The organism is Lentzea terrae, from assembly GCF_003265345.1.
GTDB lineage: Bacteria > Actinomycetota > Actinomycetes > Mycobacteriales > Pseudonocardiaceae > Lentzea > Lentzea terrae.
The window spans coordinates 240,372-254,853 of sequence record NZ_QFWW01000006.1 but is presented as its reverse complement, the minus strand read 5'-3'; the positions used below and the strand labels follow the sequence as shown (position 1 = coordinate 254,853).

Sequence of the window (14,482 nt, the reverse complement as noted above, 5' to 3'; positions counted from 1 at the left end):
ACCGTTGGAGTCGAGAAGGTCTCAACCGGCGCGGCTGGCTTGACAACGAAAGCTGTCCGCGCGAATCCTCCGCCTGTGCTGAAGCGAGGGAACGTCACCACGAAACTGATTGGTGTTGGCGCGTTGGTGCTGGCGATGGCTGCCTGTGGCGCCCCGCCCGCCAAGGAGACGCCGGCCGGAGCCGCCGGGACCGCCAAGTCGGCGAGTGAGCTCGGTGGCATGGACAAGCTGGTCGAGGCCGCCAAGAAGGAAGGCAAGCTCAACGTCATCGCGCTGCCCCCGGACTGGGCGAACTACGGCGAGATCATCAAGGCGTTCGAGGCCAAGTACGGCATCAAGATCGACTCCGCGCAGCCGGACGCCTCCAGCCAGGAGGAGATCAACGCCGCCAAGCAGCTCAAGGGCAACGACCGCGCGCCGGACGTGTTCGACCTCGGGCTGAACGTGGCGCTCGCGAACAAGGACCTGTTCGCGCCCTACAAGGTCAGCACCTGGGACGACATCCCCGCTGAGCTCAAGGACGCCGACGGCCTCTACTACGGCGACTACGGCGGCTTCATGTCGATCGGCTACGACGCCGCCAAGGTGCCGGCGCCGACGAGCGTCAAGGACCTGCTCAAGCCCGAGTACAAGGGCAAGGTCGCGCTCAACGGCGACCCGACGCAGGCCGGTGCCGCGTTCGCCGGCGTCGTGATGGCGGCGCTCGGCAACGGTGGCAGCGCCGACGACATCGCGCCGGGTGTCGAGTTCTTCAAGCAGCTCAAGCAGGCCGGCAACTTCCAGCCGGTCGACCCGTCGCCCGCGACGATCGAGTCCGGGCAGACGCCCGTCGTGATCGACTGGGACTACACCAACGCCGCCCAGACCGACAAGCTCAAGGGCAAGATGGACTGGAAGGTCGTCGTGCCGGCCGAGGCGCAGATCGGCGGCTACTACAACCAGGCCATCAGCAAGGACGCGCCGCACCCCGCGGCCGCGCGCCTGTGGCAGGAGTTCCTCTACTCCGACGAGGGCCAGAACCTCTACCTGAAGGGCATGTCCCGCCCGGTGCGCCTGGACAAGATGGGTGACAAGGCGGACAAGGCCGCGAAGGAGAAGCTGCCCAAGACCGACGGCAAGCAGGTGTTCCAGACGCAGGCGCAGGCCGACAAGGCCAAGGCCGTGCTCACGGCGACCTGGGCGCAGGCCATCGGATGACCTCAGTCGCTCCCGTAGCGACGACGCCCGGCGGCTCCACCAAGAACAAGGGTGGGGCCGCCGGTCGGCCATCTGCGGCCGCTTGGCTCGTCGCGGTGCCGTTCCTCGCGTTCGTCGGCATCTTCCTCGTCTACCCCACGGTTCTCGTGCTCGCGGGCTCCTTCCAGGACTCCAACGGCGCGTTCACGCTGGACAACCTCTCGACGTTGTTCAAGGGCGTGTACTTCGACGCGTTCGTGCGCAGCATCGAGCTGTCCGCGCTCACGGCGGTCATCGGCGCGATCTTCGGCGCGCTGCTCACGTGGGCGGTCGCGGTCGGCAACCCCGACGGCATGCTGCGCAGGGTCGTCGTCGCCGCGTCCGGTGTGCTCGCCCAGTTCGGTGGCGTGCCGCTGGCCTTCGCGTTCCTCGCGACGGTCGGCTTCGAGGGTCTCGTCACGAAGTACTTGCGTGACAACGTTGGCATCGACCTGTTCGCCGGCAGCGCGTGGCTGTTCGAGCTGCCGGGCCTGACGCTGGTCTACACGTTCTTCCAGATCCCGTTGATGGTCATCGTGTTCCTGCCGGCGCTGGACGGCCTCCGTCCACAGTGGCGTGAGGCGAACGCGAGCCTCGGCGGCACCAGCTGGACCTACTGGCGGCACGTCGGTGGCCCGATCCTGACGCCGCCGTTCCTCGGCGCGCTGCTCCTGTTGTTCGCCAACGCCTTCAGCGCCTACGCCACGGCCGCCGCGCTCGTCTCGCAGGGCAGCCCGATCGTGCCGCTGCAGATCCGCGGCTTCCTCACCGGTGAGGTCGTGCTCGGCCAGGAGAACCTGGGCAAGGCGCTGGGCCTCGGCATGGTGATCGTCGTCAGCATCGCGATGGGCGTGAACGTGCTGCTGCAGAGGAGGGTCGCCAAGTGGGTTCGGTAGTGAAGCAGCGCGTCCTGCGCACGATCATCCTGCTGGTCCTCGGCGTCTACTTCATCCTGCCGCTGATCGCGATGGCGGAGTTCTCGACGCGTGGCAGGAACAACACCCGTAGCCTCGAGTCGTGGACTTCCATCGTCGACGACGAAGGGTTGATGGAAGCGCTCGTCAACTCGCTGCTGCTGTCGGTCACCAGCGCGGTGCTGATGCTGGTGCTGCTCGTGCCGACGATGGCGTGGATCCGGCTCCGGTTGCCCCAGCTGCAGCGGCTCGTGGAGTTCCTGTGCCTGCTGCCGCTCGCGATCCCGGCGATCGTGCTGGTGGTCGGCATGGCGCCGCTCTACGCGTGGGTGAACTACTTCTTCGGAGACTCACCGCTGACGTTGACGTTCGCCTACACGATCTTGGTGCTGCCGTTCGCCTACCGCGCGATCGACGCCGGTCTCGCCGCGATCGACCTGAAGACGCTGGCAGAAGCCGCCCGCAGCCTCGGCGCGTCGTGGTTCACGGTGCTGTGGAAGGTCGTCGTGCCGAACATCCGCGTCGCGCTGATCGGTGCGTCGCTGCTGTCGGTCGCTTTGGTGCTCGGTGAGTTCACCATCGCGTCGCTGCTCAACTTCGACACGCTGCAGGTGCAGGTCAACCTGCTCGGCAAGCGCAACGCGGGTGTGTCCATCGCGGTGTCGCTGCTGAGCCTGCTCTTCGCGTTCGTCCTTCTGTTCGCACTTTCTTATGTCGGCCAGCGGCGCCGTCAGACCGTGGTCGAGGAGTAATCAGACATGGGTCACCTGGAACTCAAGGGACTGCGCAAGTCCTTCGGCGGCAACGTCGCACTGGACGGCCTCGACCTCGACCTGGCCGAGGGCGAGCTGGTGAGCTTGCTGGGGCCGTCGGGCTGCGGCAAGACGACGGCGCTGCGCATCGTCGCGGGCTTCGAGACGGCGGACTCCGGCACGGTCACGGTGGGCGGCAAGGACATCACGAAGGTCCCGGCCAACAAGCGGGACATGGGCATGGTCTTCCAGGCCTACAGCCTCTTCCCGAACATGACCGCGGCGCAGAACGTCGCGTTCGGCCTGAAGATGCGCAAGGCCGACACCAAGCGCACCGGCGAGCTGCTGGAACTGGTGGGGCTCAGCCACCTCGGTGGCCGGTACCCGCACCAGATGTCCGGTGGTCAGCAGCAACGCGTCGCGCTCGCCCGCGCACTCGCGATCCAGCCGCGCGTGCTGCTGCTGGACGAACCGCTGTCCGCATTGGACGCCAAGGTCCGCGTGAACCTGCGGGACGAGATCCGGCGCATCCAGACGGAGCTCGGCATGACGACGCTGTTCGTCACGCACGACCAGGAGGAGGCGCTTGCCGTCTCCGACCGGGTCGGCGTCATGTCGCACGGCCGGCTGGAGCAGCTGGACACGCCGTCCGTGGTGTACCGCGAGCCGAAGACGGCGTTCGTGGCGCAGTTCGTCGGCGTCACGAACTCGGTGGAGGCCAAGGCCGAGGGGCAGACCGTCGTGATCAACGGGGTGACCGTCCCCGCGACGCACGACCAACCGTCCGGAAGCGACGTTCGCATCATCGTGCGGCCCGAGGACATCGGAGTGTCGACTCACGACGGAACGCAGGGCAAGATCGTCGGCGATGTGCTGACTCAGTCGTTTCTCGGGCCTGTCACGCGGATCTCTGTCAAAGTGGGCGAGCAGATCCTGCGGGTCGACCAGCCGTCCAACACGGCGGCCGCCTACCAGCCCGGCACGCAGGTAGCACTGGACCTCAGCGAGTCACGGATCATGGTGGTGCCTGGATGATCAGAAAGCTCCTCGCGCGCGACACGGCGGAGGCCCACCGGGTCGCGACGCCGTTGGAGCTGTTGTTCGACCTGAGCTTCGTGGTGGCGGTCGCCCAGGCCGCCGCCGGGCTCCACCACGCCGTCAGTGAGAACCACGCGGGGGCCGGACTGCTGGCCTTCTGCATGGCGTTCTTCGCGTTGTGGCTGCCGTGGCTCAACTTCACCTGGTTCGCCAGCGCGTTCGACAACGACGACACGCTGTACCGGATCATCACGATGATCCAGATCGCCGGAGTGCTCGTCATCGCGGCGGGCATCCCGGCGGTGTTCGAGCGGCAGGACTACCGGATCGTCGTCGGTGGTTACGTCGTCATCCGGCTCGCCATGGTCGCGCACTGGCTGCGCGCGTCACTGGACAACCCGACGCACAAGCGCTGCACCCGCCGCTACGCCGCCGGTATCGCCGGCATGCAGGTGCTCTGGGTGCTGTGGGTCGTCCTCGCGCCGCCGAGCCTGCAGCTGCCGCTGTGGGTGCTCGGCATGATCGGTGAGCTGCTGGTGCCGGTGTGGGCGGAGCGGGCGGCGACCACGACCTGGCACCCGCACCACATCGCCGAACGGCACGGGCTCTTCACCCTGATCGTGCTCGGCGAGTCGATCCTGGCGGCCACGCTGGCGTTCCAGAAGGGCTTCGACAGCGGCGTCAACCTGGTCTCGCTCGCCGCGGCATCGCTGATCATCGTGTTCTCGGCGTGGTGGATCTACTTCGAGGCGCCGACCCATCTGCACAACCTGAAGAAGGCGTTCCTCTGGGGCTATGCGCACCTCTTCATCCTCGGCTCGATCGCGGCGATCGGTGCGGGTCTGGCGGCCAGCGTCGACTACGACCTGCACATCGCGCACGCGCCCGGCACGACGGTCGCCGCGTTCACGACGGTGCCGCTGGCGATCTTCTTCCTGTGCGTCTGGTACGTGCAGGACTGCCCCGGCCAGGCCGGGCTGCGCAAGTACCTGTTGCCGCTCGGCTCCGCCGCTGTGCTCGCTGCGACGTTCGGACCAGCCCCGATCCACGTGACGGCAGGGATCGCCGTGGTTGTCGTGGTCCTCACACGGCTGGTGCGATGATCAGCGCATGACCGGTGTTCGTGAACTCCGCCTAGTCGTCACCGCCGCCGACTACGACGAGGCCCTGCACTTCTACCGCGATGTGCTGGGCCTCGAGCAACGGGCGGCGTTCGCGTCCGACGGCGGGCGGGTCACGATCCTGGAGGCCGGCCGGGCCACGCTGGAGATCACCGATCCGCCGCACGCCGAGTTCATCGACCAGGTCGAGGTGGGCTCGCGCGTCGCGGGACACATCCGGGTGGCGTTCGAGGTCGCAGACTCCGCTCAGACCACTCGTGACCTTGAGGCCGCAGGTGCTGAGGTGGTCGCGGAACCCACGCGCACACCGTGGAACTCGCTGAACGCCAGACTGAAAGCCCCTGCCGGGTTGCAGCTGACGTTGTTCCAGGAGCTGAGCGAGTGACGATCTCCGCTGCCGGTTACCGCGATCTCGCGAACCGGGACGTGCTCGCGTGCGCCGTGGTCACGGTCGCCGCGAAGTTACCCATGTCGATGACGCCGCTGATGATGGTGTTCCTGACCAAGGACCTGTCCGGCGGTTACGTGCTCGCGGCGTCGCTCACCGCCGTGTACGTGCTGGGGGAGCTCCTCGGCGCTGGGCTCCTGGGCTTGCTGCTCGACCCGTCCCGGATGCGCGGCCAGCTCGCGGCCGGGCTGGTCGTGGGGGCCGGGGCGTTCACGACGCTGGCGTTGACGACCAACGTGACGCTGCTGGTGATCGCGGCGTTCATCGCGGGCGCCGGGCCGTCGACGACACCGGGTGGGCTGCGCGCGATGCTGCTCGGGCTGGTGCCGGACGCGTTGGTGCCCAAGGCGATGGGTTTCGACGCCATGATCACGCAGGTGGTGTGGGCGGTGGCGCCCGCGCTCGTCACCGTGCTGGCGTTGAGCGTCGACCGGCGGGCACCTGTCGTGGTGTCGGTCAGCTTGATCGTCGTCGCGGCCTGGCTGGTGTTCATCCTGCCGCGCGGACACGTGACCACTCGCGCGAGCTCGGCGAAACCCCGTGTCGTCGCGTCGGCGTGGCCGATCTACCTGGTGAGCGCGGCGGCGCTGGCGCAGCTGGCGGTCGCGGAACTGGTGTTGCCGGCATTGCTGGAGCACCGGGGGATCGCGATCGGCTGGATCGGGCCGCTGCTCATGGGCTTCGCGGCGTGCAGTGCTTTGGGCGCGGTGCTCTACGGGTTGCGGCCGTGGCCGGGATCGTTGCGCACACAGGGACTCGTGCTGCTGGTGATCACCGCGACCTGTGTCGGCGCGGTCGCGTTGTTCCCGAACCTGCCGGGCATCGCGGGTGCGTTGCTGGCGGCCGGGTTGTTCCAGTCCGGTGTGCTCGTGACGCGGAGCTTGGCGCTGCGCGAACGGCTTCCGGTCGGTGCGCACGCGGCCGGGTTCTCGATGATGTACGCGGTGACCGGCGCCGGATACGGCCTGACCGCGGTCGTTGCCGCGTGGGCGATGGACGTCGGCTCGCCGATCTGGGCGGTTTTCGGTGGTGTCGCGGTGACTCTGGTCCTGACAGCGATCAGCGCGGCTGCCGAGAAACGACAGCCGCGCTGATTCGGACAGCTGCTACCCGCGGTAGAAGTTGCCCTGGGTCTGCACGTTGAGCTCGTTCGTGCGGAAGAACTTCGCCGCGAACGTGCGCGGGTCGCGCATGTCGATCACGTCGAAGCCGCGGCCCATCTCCGAGGAGTAGATGTAGCCGTTGTACCAGTACGTGGACCACGTACCGCCGCCCGCCGCGTTCGGCATCGGGCCGCGCTCGAAGAAGCCGATCTCACGCGGCTTGCTCGAGTTCGTGAAGTCCCACACCGAGACGCCGCCCTGGTACCAGGACTGGACCATGATGTCCTTGCCGGGCACCGGGATCAGCGAACCGTTGTGCGCGACGCAGTTCTCCGAGTCGGCCTGCATGCGCGGGATCTTGAAGTAGGACTTGAAGACCAGCTTGCGGTCCTTGCCCTTGCCCACGATGTCGTAGATGCCGTTGGCACCGCGGTTCGGGCCGATCTTCTCGTTGCAGGTCGCGGCGCCACCGCCACCGAGCTCGTCGGTGAAGACGACCTTGGTGCCGCTGTTGTTGAAGGTGGCCGAGTGCCAGAACGCGAAGTGCTTGTCGTCCTGAACCCGGTGGATCTCCTTCAGGTTCTCCCGGTCCGACATGTCCCAGAGGACACCGTCACCCATGCAGGCGCCGGCCGCGAGGTCGAGCTGCGGGTAGACGGTGATGTCGTGGCAACCCGAGGTGGCCGAGGTGTAGCCAGTCTCGATGTTGCCCGGAACACCGGGGTTCGCGCCGTCCGGGAAGAGCACCGGCGCCTTGAGCAGGGACGCCTGGGCCGGAGCCTTCAGCGGCACCTTGACGATCGAGATCTTGTCGTGCGGCGGCTGGCAGTCCGGGAACGTGGCGTTGGGCGAGTAGGACGAGACGTAGAGGTACACGTCCTTCTTGTTCTTGCCCGGCACCAGCGTGTGGGTGTGCGAACCGCAGTCGGTCTCGACGGCAGCGACGTACTTCGGTGCCTTCTTGTCGCTGATGTCGAAGACCTTGATGCCCTCCCACGACGACTTCTCGGTCGCCGGCTTGGACACGCTGCTGCAGGAGTTGTCGCTGCGCGACGAGTCGGTCGACAGGAACAGCAGGTTCCCGTACACCGAGACGTCGTTCTGCGAGCCGGGGCACAGGACCTGGCTCTTGATCTTCGGCTTCTTCGGGTTCTGGATGTCGTAGATGACGAAGCCGTCGTAGTTGCCGACGAACGCGTAGTTGCCCTGGAACGCGATGTCGGTCTGCGTCGAGCTCAGCGGGGCCTGCTTGTCCAGGTGGGAGACCAGGACCATGTTGCGGCTGCGGCTGATCTCGTTCTCACCCGGAATGCCGCTGACGCCTTCGGCCTGGGCTTCGAGCTGGGTCTCGCTCAGTCCCGCGCCGTCGGACGGCAGGTCGGGCTCGGCGTACGCGGGCGCCGTCAACGTGGACAGCGTCAGCGCGAGCACCCCCAGAACCGCGAAAGGCGTTCTGCGCCGCCGGGCCGTTTCGCGTGAAGTCACAGCTGTACCCCCTCAGTACGGGTTGGTGAGGGGGAGTATGACCCTTTCGCCTTGCTAAGGGCCAGCGCCTTTCGGAGGGTATTGTCGCTAACCATGCGTACTGGGGTTGCGGTGATCGCGCTGGTAGTGGCGTTGGCGGGTTGTACGGCGGAACCTGAGTCGGCGCCGCTCATCGCGCCGGACACGCCTGGGGGCTCTGCGCCGACGATCGCAGCGTCGGAGGCGTCCGGCGCAGGCCAGACTCCGCCGAACGACGCTGATCGCCAGTACGTGGCGATGATGATCGTCCACCACGAGCAGGCGCTCGCGATGACCCGGTTCGCCCCGGAGCGCGCGCAGAACGAGACGGTGAAAGGCCTGGCAGACCGCATCCGGTACAGCCAGGAGCCGGAGATCGGCGCCATGAAGCAGTGGCAGCGGACGTTCAACATCGTTGGCGGGCACGAGAGCCACGGTTCGATGCCCGGCATGGCCACGCAGGACCAGCTGAACGCGCTGGGAGCCGCGCGCGGCAAGGACTTCGACCGGATGTTCCTGGAGCTGATGATCAAGCATCACGAGGGTGCGATCAAGATGGCCACCGACGTGCGCGGGGCAGGGGCCAACGTCCAGGTCGAGGAGATGGCGGACGACGTGGTGGCCACGCAGTCCGACGAGATCAACCGGATGAAGGCCCTGCTTCCCACTCTCTGAGATCAGGACGCCTCGGTGCGCTGCTGGGGCAGCACCATGTCCTCGGCGTGCTGGAAGGTCTCGACGGCGTTGCCCGTGACGTGGCGGGCGATGCCGCGGTTGCGCTTGTGCGCCTCGCGGAACGAGTCGGAGGCGACCCAGGCGCGGAAGTGCTCCTCGGACTCGAACTCGTTGACCGACACGTAGGGCTGGTCTTCCTTCGTCGGCTTGAGCAACGTGCTGCGCAGCAGGCCGGGCACGCCGGGCAGGAACGTGCGCATGTTGCTGCGGAAGTGGGCCTCGAACTCCTCTGCGCGCTCGGCGGGCACGAACAGGCGGTTCGTCGCGATGAACATGGGCCCCTCCTTGATTCCGACGCTCTGTCGGGAACTATTCCAACTCCCCGTCGGGAAATCAAGCGCGATACGATCCCGCTGTGCCGAGGATCAGCGCAGACACCGTGGCCGAGCACCGCGCCAACAGGTTGCGCGCCCTGCTGGACGCCGGGCGCGAGATCGTGGCGACCGAGGGGGCGGAGGCGCTGACGCTCGCGTCGCTCGCGAGACGTGTCGGGCTGTCGCGGCCGAGCCTCTACGAGTACTTCCGGTCGCGTGAGGAGCTGGTCGCGGCCATCGTGTCGGACGCGCTGCCGGAGTGGGCGGACAAGCTGGAGGACGCGGTCAACGGCGCCGCGTCCGTGCCGGCCAAGATCGAGGCGTACCTGCGCACCGAGCTGGCGATCATCACCGACGGCAGCCACGGGGCGGTGGTCGCCCTGTCCGCGCACACGTTGCCGGACTCGTCGCGCGAGCAGATCCGGGCCGAGCACGAACGGTTGCTGGCGCCGTTGGTCGGTGTCTTCAAGACGGCCGGGGTGCAGCGCGCTCAGCTGCGGGCGATGCTCGTGCACGCGATGGTCGAGGCGACGTCCCGGATGATCACGCCGGGGCGCACCGAGCACAACGAGGCGGTCATCCAGACGTTGCTCGACCAGGTCGTGCACGGGTTGGATCAGCGGATCTGAACGGGATCGGGTTTCCGTCGCGGACCAGTTCGCCGAAGTGCTCCGGTTTGACGGGGGCTTGAGCGAGGTCCAGCAGCTTTGCCGCGGCCTGGGCCGGTGTTGGTGCGGTGCTGACGTCCCACCACAGCGCGGACGTCGGTGTGTTGATCATTCCCGGGCACACCGCGGCGATCAGGATGCCGCGGTCGAGGTCGCCGCGGCGTTCTTCGGCGAGCACGCGGACCGCGGCCACCTGGCCGATCTTCGACGGGATGTTGATGAAGGCGGGCCAGGCGCTGACGCGGCCTGCTTTGGTGGTGTCGCGCCATTCTGCGATCTGCTGGTCGATCTCGTCCAAAGAGGACGCTTCGGTGAACCGCTGGTGCAGCACCGGTGCCAGGTGGTGGAGCGTGCCGAGCGAGCTGGCGACGATCAGCAGCCGGCCGTTGTCGTTGATCAGTGGCGCGAACGCTCTGAGCAGCCTTGTGGTGCCGAAGTTGTTGACCTGGGTGTAGGTGTCGATGATCTCGCGCGGGTTGTCGTCGGGGCCGATGCGCATGACGGCGTTGCCGAAGACGATGTCGATGCCGCCGTGGCGTTCCTTGATCCGTTGGGCGAGTCGTTGTGCTGCTTGGGGATCCGCCACGTCGAACAGTTCGCCGCGGACCTCGGCGCCGCTGTTCGGGATCGCCTGGACGGCGGTCTTGACTTTGTCCGGGTCGCGGCCGGTGAGGTAGACGGTGTCGGTGGGACCCAGGCGTTGCGCGAGTCCTGCTGCGAGGGCCAGTCCCAGGCCCTGGGTCGCGCCGGTGACGAGTGCTATCACGTCGTTGACGGTAGGGCTGTTCCGGACATGCGAGTAGCGCAAGAACCTCAACCGGGGTATGCGTAGACGTCATGACCTTCACCGATGCGTCGCTGGTCGCTTTGCGGGTGTTCCGGGAGGTGGCTGAGCAGGGGACGCTCACTGCGGCGGCTGGTGCGCTGGGGTACACGCAGTCGGCTGTCTCGCGGCAGATCGCGGCGTTGGAGCGGGCGGCGGGGGTGCCGTTGCTGGAGCGGCGGTATGACGGTGTGCGGCTCACTTCGGCGGGGCGGCTCGTGTTGCGGCATGCGGCCGTTGTGGTCGATCAGGTTGATGCTGCTGCGCGAGAGCTCGCGGGACTGCCGGAGGAGGACGCGAGCACTGTGCGGCTCGGCTGGTTCGCCACGGCTGGAGCGTGGTTGGTGCCTCGGGCGTTGGTGGCGTTGGCTCGCACTCATCCGTCCATCACGGTCGTTACGCGTGAGGGCAGCACACCGGCGTTGGTGCGCGCGCTGCGGGCGGGCACGTTGGACGTCGCGCTGATCGCGTCGTCGCCGCCGTTTCGGGCGCCTGACGACGAGTCGCCTGCGCTGGAGGTCGAGGTGCTGGTCGAACGGAGTCTGCGGGTGGCCGTGCCTGATTTGCATCCGTTGGCGCGCAATGATTTTGTCGATGTGGATGATCTGGTGGGGCAACGGTGGATCGCTGGGCCCGGCGACCCGTTGGTGATGGGGGTGTGGCCTGGGCTGTCCGCGCGGCCTGTCGTTGCTCACACGGCGCGGGACTGGTTGGCGAAGCTGCAGCTGGTCGCGGCCGGGCTGGGGATCACGACGGTTCCTGCCGCGCTGGTGGTGCCGGCCGGGGTGCGGGTGCTGCCGGTGCGGGGTGGGCCTGCCGAGCGGCGGCAGATCCTGCTCGCGCGGTTGCCCGGTGTGGTGCCGGAGCCGGTGGCGCGGTTGGCTGCCGCGTTGCGCGCGGTCGTACTGGAGCATCAACCGATCGGTTGATTCTGGTCTCGCTGCTCGTTCGATGATCTCTGGCTCGAGTTCTTCGAAGCTTGGGTCATGGCAATCATCGAAGTGCGGGATCTCGGCAAGAGATACGGGCCTCGGGTCGCGGTGGACTCGGTGTCGTTCTCGGTGGCCGAGGGGGAGATCTTCGGCATTCTCGGGCCGAACGGGGCGGGCAAGACGACGACCGTCGAGTGCGTGTCAGGGCTGCGGACGCCGGACCGGGGGAGCGTGTCCGTGCTGGGGCAGGCTCCTGCCGACGTGCGGTCGGCGATCGGGGTGCAGCTGCAGTCGTCGGAGCTGCCGGAGCGGATCCGGGTGGGTGAGGCGCTGTCGTTGTTCTCGTCGTTCTACCCGTCTCCTGCCGACTGGTCTTCGCGGCTGGGGCTGTCGTCGCATCTGCGGGCCGAGTTCGGGCAGCTGTCCGGCGGGTTGAAGCAGCGGCTGTCGATCGCGCTGGCGTTGATCGGGTCGCCGCAGGTCGCGATCCTGGACGAGCTGACGACCGGACTGGATCCGCAGGCGCGGCGGGACACGTGGTCGGTGATCGAGGAGGTGCGGTCGGCCGGGGTGACGATCCTGCTGGTCACGCACTTCATGGAGGAGGCCGCGCGGCTGTGCGACCGGGTGGCGGTGTTCCGCGACGGGCGGATCGTCGCGCTGGACTCGCCTGCCGGGCTGGTGTCGCGTGTGGACGGTTCGTGCCGGGTCCGGTTCGTGCCGTCGGTTGCTCTGGACGTTGCTCTGCTGGAGGCGTTGCCGGAGGTTTCCGCGGTTTCTGCGGTGGGGGAGCAGGTTGTGGTCTCCGGGTCGGAGGAGTTGCTGCACGCCGTGACATCTTTGTTGGCGCGCAAGCAGATCGTGGCGCGGCAACTCCGGGTCGACCAGGTTTCGCTGGACGACGCCTACGTCGAGCTCACTGGGGGTTCTGATGCTGCGGATCATTGAGATCGAGGCGCGGCTGTTCGTTCGCGATCGGCTGAACTCGTTGTTCTCGCTGTTGTTCCCGTGCCTGTTGCTCTTGGTGCTGGGGGCTGTTCCGGCGTTGCGGACGCCTGCGCCGGAGTTCGGTGGGCTTCGGTTCATCGACTCGTACATGTCGTCGTTGGTCGTGCTCACGTTGGTGTTCATCGGGTTGCAACGCCTGCCGGCGGTCGTGGCGACGTACCGCGAGAAGGGTGTGCTGCGCCGACTGGCCACGACGCCCATGCACCCGGCGCGGTTGCTGCTGGGCCAGCTGGTGGTCAACTTCTGCGCGGCGATCTTGTCGGTGCTGCTCACTATCCTGGTGGGGTACGTCGTGTTCGGCGTCGATCTGCCTCACCATCCACTCGGTCTGGCGTGTGCCGTGGTGCTGGGAGGCGGTGGGACGTTCGCGCTGGGCCTGGTGATCGCCGCACTGGCCCCGAACGCGCGGGCGGCCGGTGGCTGGGCGACGGTGGTGTTCATGCTGCTGATGTTCTTCGGCGGCGTGTACCTGCCGCGGTTCATGCTGCCCTCGGTGATTCAGACGATCGGCTCGTACACGCCTCCCGGTGTGGAGGCGCTGCAACAGGCGTGGCTCGGCAGCACGCCGGACTGGAGGCATCTTGCGATCATGGGGCTGGTGAGCCTCGTGGCGGGTACCGTCGCGGCCAGGACGTTCCGCTGGGAGTAGCTCGTGGACATGGCTGCGTTGGACACGTGGGAGCGTCGGCTCGCTGCTGTCGCACACGTGATCCCGTACTTCGTGCTGACCGTGACGACGGTGATGTACTCGATCTTCACCGCGCACTCGACCTCGGAGCGCTGGATCACCTACGGCGTGGTGGCGTTCGGCTGCGCGTGGATGGCGTGGTGGTTCACGCTGCACCCGGCGTGGCGTTCACGCGCGGGCCTGATGGGTGTGTTCGTCGCCGGCATGGTCGTGTTCTACGGCGTGCTGGGTCTGCGCGAGCACTGGTTCGGCGCCGTGTCGTTCGCGGTGTACATCTACGCGAGCGAGGTGCTGCGCGGCCGCTGGATGTTCCTCGCGGTGGCGCTGACCGCGGTGCTGGCGACCCTGTCGCTGTTCGGTGGCTACCCGTCCGCGGAGGCGCGGCCGGCCTTCTGGTTGCTGCTGCTCGTTTTCGTGGTGACGGCGTGCACCTTCACGTTCGTCGGCCACGTGACAACCGAACAAGCCCGGCGGCGCAAGTTGTTGCTGGAGGAGAACGAGGGCCTCCACGCCCAGTTGCTCGTGCAGGCGCACGAGGCAGGCGTGCAGGACGAGCGCCACCGCATGGCCGGCGAGATCCACGACACGCTGGCGCAGGGCCTGGCGGGCATCATCACGCAGCTGTCGGCGGCCTCGGAATCCGACTGGGAACGCCGCGTGTCGGTGGCTGCTTCGCTGGCGCGCGCAAACCTGGCCGAGGCCCGCCGCTCGGTGCACGCGCTGCGCCCGCCCGCGCTGGACACGGCGGCCCTGCCCGAGGCGCTGGACGAGGTGGCGTCGGGCTGGTCCACGGTCTACGGCGTGCCGGTGTCGGTCACGTTGACCGGTGCCGTGCGGGTGATGCACCCGGAGGTGGAGATCGCCTTGCTGCGCACCGCCCAGGAAGCGCTGTCGAACGTGGCGAAGCACGCCTCGGCTTCCCGTGTTGGGCTGACTTTGTCGTACATGGAGGACGTGGTGACGCTGGACGTGCGCGATGACGGTGTGGGCTTCGACCTGGCGGCGCCGTCGTCGGGGTTCGGGCTGTCCGCGATGAGGCATCGGGTGCATCGGCTGTCCGGGGCGTTGTTCGTGGAGTCGGAGCCTGGGGCGGGGACGGCGATCTCGGCGCGGGTGCCGGCGTGAGCGGTGAGTGGGCCTGGGTGAGTGGCGGCCGTGGGGGTGGGGCGTGCCGGCGTGAGCGAGGGGACACGGGGTTGGGTGCGATTGCGGTGGGGTGG

The 14,482-nt window shown here is 67.8% G+C and carries 16 protein-coding genes; 13 read left to right on the top strand and 3 right to left on the bottom strand.

Annotated features, from left to right (window positions below; translation table 11 throughout):
* Positions 1-75: 75 nt before the first annotated feature.
* The 7 genes from DI276_RS10260 to DI276_RS10230 are packed head-to-tail and all read left to right on the top strand — an operon-like array spanning position 76 to position 6,582.
* A complete protein-coding gene (locus tag DI276_RS10260; protein ID WP_232836562.1) occupies positions 76-1,197 on the top strand; it encodes an ABC transporter substrate-binding protein in 1,122 nt (373 codons plus the stop codon).
* The gene (locus DI276_RS10255) at positions 1,194-2,111 is read left to right on the top strand and encodes an ABC transporter permease (RefSeq protein WP_232836561.1); all 918 of its coding nucleotides are present in this window, start codon (positions 1,194-1,196) and stop codon (positions 2,109-2,111) included. Before DI276_RS10260 ends, DI276_RS10255 begins: the two co-directional genes overlap by 4 nt.
* On the top strand, positions 2,099-2,881 hold the full coding sequence (locus DI276_RS10250) for an ABC transporter permease (protein ID WP_232836560.1): 783 nt from the start codon (positions 2,099-2,101) through the stop codon (positions 2,879-2,881). Before DI276_RS10255 ends, DI276_RS10250 begins: the two co-directional genes overlap by 13 nt.
* A gap of 6 nt (positions 2,882-2,887) precedes the next feature.
* The gene (locus tag DI276_RS10245) at positions 2,888-3,916 is read left to right on the top strand and encodes an ABC transporter ATP-binding protein (protein WP_112263030.1); all 1,029 of its coding nucleotides are present in this window, start codon (positions 2,888-2,890) and stop codon (positions 3,914-3,916) included.
* The gene (locus tag DI276_RS10240; protein WP_112263029.1) at positions 3,913-5,022 is read left to right on the top strand and encodes a low temperature requirement protein A; all 1,110 of its coding nucleotides are present in this window, start codon (positions 3,913-3,915) and stop codon (positions 5,020-5,022) included. Before DI276_RS10245 ends, DI276_RS10240 begins: the two co-directional genes overlap by 4 nt.
* Before the next feature lie 7 nt (positions 5,023-5,029).
* The gene (locus DI276_RS10235; RefSeq protein WP_112263028.1) at positions 5,030-5,425 is read left to right on the top strand and encodes a VOC family protein; all 396 of its coding nucleotides are present in this window, start codon (positions 5,030-5,032) and stop codon (positions 5,423-5,425) included.
* Positions 5,422-6,582, top strand: coding sequence for an MFS transporter (locus DI276_RS10230; RefSeq protein ID WP_198680546.1), 1,161 nt, complete (start codon positions 5,422-5,424; stop codon positions 6,580-6,582). The genes DI276_RS10235 and DI276_RS10230 overlap by 4 nt, the downstream gene beginning before the upstream one ends.
* A 12-nt stretch (positions 6,583-6,594) precedes the next feature.
* Here DI276_RS10230 and DI276_RS10225 read toward each other — a convergent pair whose 3' ends face one another.
* Entirely contained in the window at positions 6,595-8,076 is a 1,482-nt protein-coding gene (locus DI276_RS10225) for an LVIVD repeat-containing protein (protein WP_408610518.1), read from the bottom strand.
* A 93-nt stretch (positions 8,077-8,169) separates the two neighbouring features.
* On the opposite strand from DI276_RS10225, the gene DI276_RS10220 reads away from it, so the two are divergent.
* Positions 8,170-8,769: a DUF305 domain-containing protein gene (locus tag DI276_RS10220; protein ID WP_112263027.1), complete on the top strand. Its 600-nt coding sequence runs from the start codon at positions 8,170-8,172 to the stop codon at positions 8,767-8,769.
* A gap of 2 nt (positions 8,770-8,771) precedes the next feature.
* On the opposite strand, the gene DI276_RS10215 is transcribed toward DI276_RS10220, so the two are convergent.
* Entirely contained in the window at positions 8,772-9,104 is a 333-nt protein-coding gene (locus DI276_RS10215) for an antibiotic biosynthesis monooxygenase family protein (protein ID WP_112263026.1), read from the bottom strand.
* Positions 9,105-9,184: 80 nt separating this feature from the next.
* Between DI276_RS10215 and DI276_RS10210 the strand changes: the two genes are divergently transcribed.
* Positions 9,185-9,772 carry a TetR/AcrR family transcriptional regulator gene (locus tag DI276_RS10210; RefSeq protein ID WP_112263025.1) on the top strand — a complete coding sequence of 196 codons (588 nt, stop codon included), beginning with the start codon at positions 9,185-9,187 and terminating at the stop codon, positions 9,770-9,772.
* Here DI276_RS10210 and DI276_RS10205 read toward each other — a convergent pair.
* Positions 9,720-10,577 carry an SDR family NAD(P)-dependent oxidoreductase gene (locus tag DI276_RS10205; protein WP_112263346.1) on the bottom strand — a complete coding sequence of 286 codons (858 nt, stop codon included), beginning with the start codon at positions 10,575-10,577 and terminating at the stop codon, positions 9,720-9,722. The two genes, DI276_RS10210 and DI276_RS10205, sit on opposite strands and share 53 nt — an antisense overlap.
* Before the next feature lie 71 nt (positions 10,578-10,648).
* Here DI276_RS10205 and DI276_RS10200 point away from each other — a divergent pair, with 71 nt between their 5' ends.
* The 4 genes from DI276_RS10200 to DI276_RS10185 are packed head-to-tail and all read left to right on the top strand — an operon-like array spanning position 10,649 to position 14,387.
* Positions 10,649-11,563: a LysR family transcriptional regulator gene (locus DI276_RS10200; protein ID WP_112263024.1), complete on the top strand. Its 915-nt coding sequence runs from the start codon at positions 10,649-10,651 to the stop codon at positions 11,561-11,563.
* A gap of 57 nt (positions 11,564-11,620) precedes the next feature.
* Positions 11,621-12,514, top strand: a complete 894-nt coding sequence (locus DI276_RS10195; RefSeq protein ID WP_112263023.1) for an ABC transporter ATP-binding protein — start codon at positions 11,621-11,623, stop codon at positions 12,512-12,514.
* Positions 12,498-13,223, top strand: a complete 726-nt coding sequence (locus DI276_RS10190) for an ABC transporter permease (protein WP_112263022.1) — start codon at positions 12,498-12,500, stop codon at positions 13,221-13,223. Before DI276_RS10195 ends, DI276_RS10190 begins: the two co-directional genes overlap by 17 nt.
* Before the next feature lie 9 nt (positions 13,224-13,232).
* The gene (locus tag DI276_RS10185; RefSeq protein ID WP_112263345.1) at positions 13,233-14,387 is read left to right on the top strand and encodes a sensor histidine kinase; all 1,155 of its coding nucleotides are present in this window, start codon (positions 13,233-13,235) and stop codon (positions 14,385-14,387) included.
* Positions 14,388-14,482 lie beyond the last annotated feature (95 nt).

Excerpts from the sequence above, each read along its gene's own strand:
- DI276_RS10185 (WP_112263345.1), top strand. The coding sequence starts at position 13,233 with ATGGCTGCGTTGGACACGTGGGAGCGTCGGCTCGCTGCTGTCGCACAC.
- DI276_RS10220 (WP_112263027.1), top strand. The coding sequence starts at position 8,170 with ATGCGTACTGGGGTTGCGGTGATCGCGCTGGTAGTGGCGTTGGCGGGT.
- DI276_RS10245 (WP_112263030.1), top strand. The coding sequence starts at position 2,888 with ATGGGTCACCTGGAACTCAAGGGACTGCGCAAGTCCTTCGGCGGCAAC.
- DI276_RS10195 (WP_112263023.1), top strand. The coding sequence starts at position 11,621 with ATGGCAATCATCGAAGTGCGGGATCTCGGCAAGAGATACGGGCCTCGG.
- DI276_RS10215 (WP_112263026.1), bottom strand. The coding sequence starts at position 9,104 with ATGTTCATCGCGACGAACCGCCTGTTCGTGCCCGCCGAGCGCGCAGAG.
- DI276_RS10235 (WP_112263028.1), top strand. The coding sequence starts at position 5,030 with ATGACCGGTGTTCGTGAACTCCGCCTAGTCGTCACCGCCGCCGACTAC.
- DI276_RS10240 (WP_112263029.1), top strand. The coding sequence starts at position 3,913 with ATGATCAGAAAGCTCCTCGCGCGCGACACGGCGGAGGCCCACCGGGTC.
- DI276_RS10190 (WP_112263022.1), top strand. The coding sequence starts at position 12,498 with ATGCTGCGGATCATTGAGATCGAGGCGCGGCTGTTCGTTCGCGATCGG.
- DI276_RS10255 (WP_232836561.1), top strand. The coding sequence starts at position 1,194 with ATGACCTCAGTCGCTCCCGTAGCGACGACGCCCGGCGGCTCCACCAAG.
- DI276_RS10200 (WP_112263024.1), top strand. The coding sequence starts at position 10,649 with ATGACCTTCACCGATGCGTCGCTGGTCGCTTTGCGGGTGTTCCGGGAG.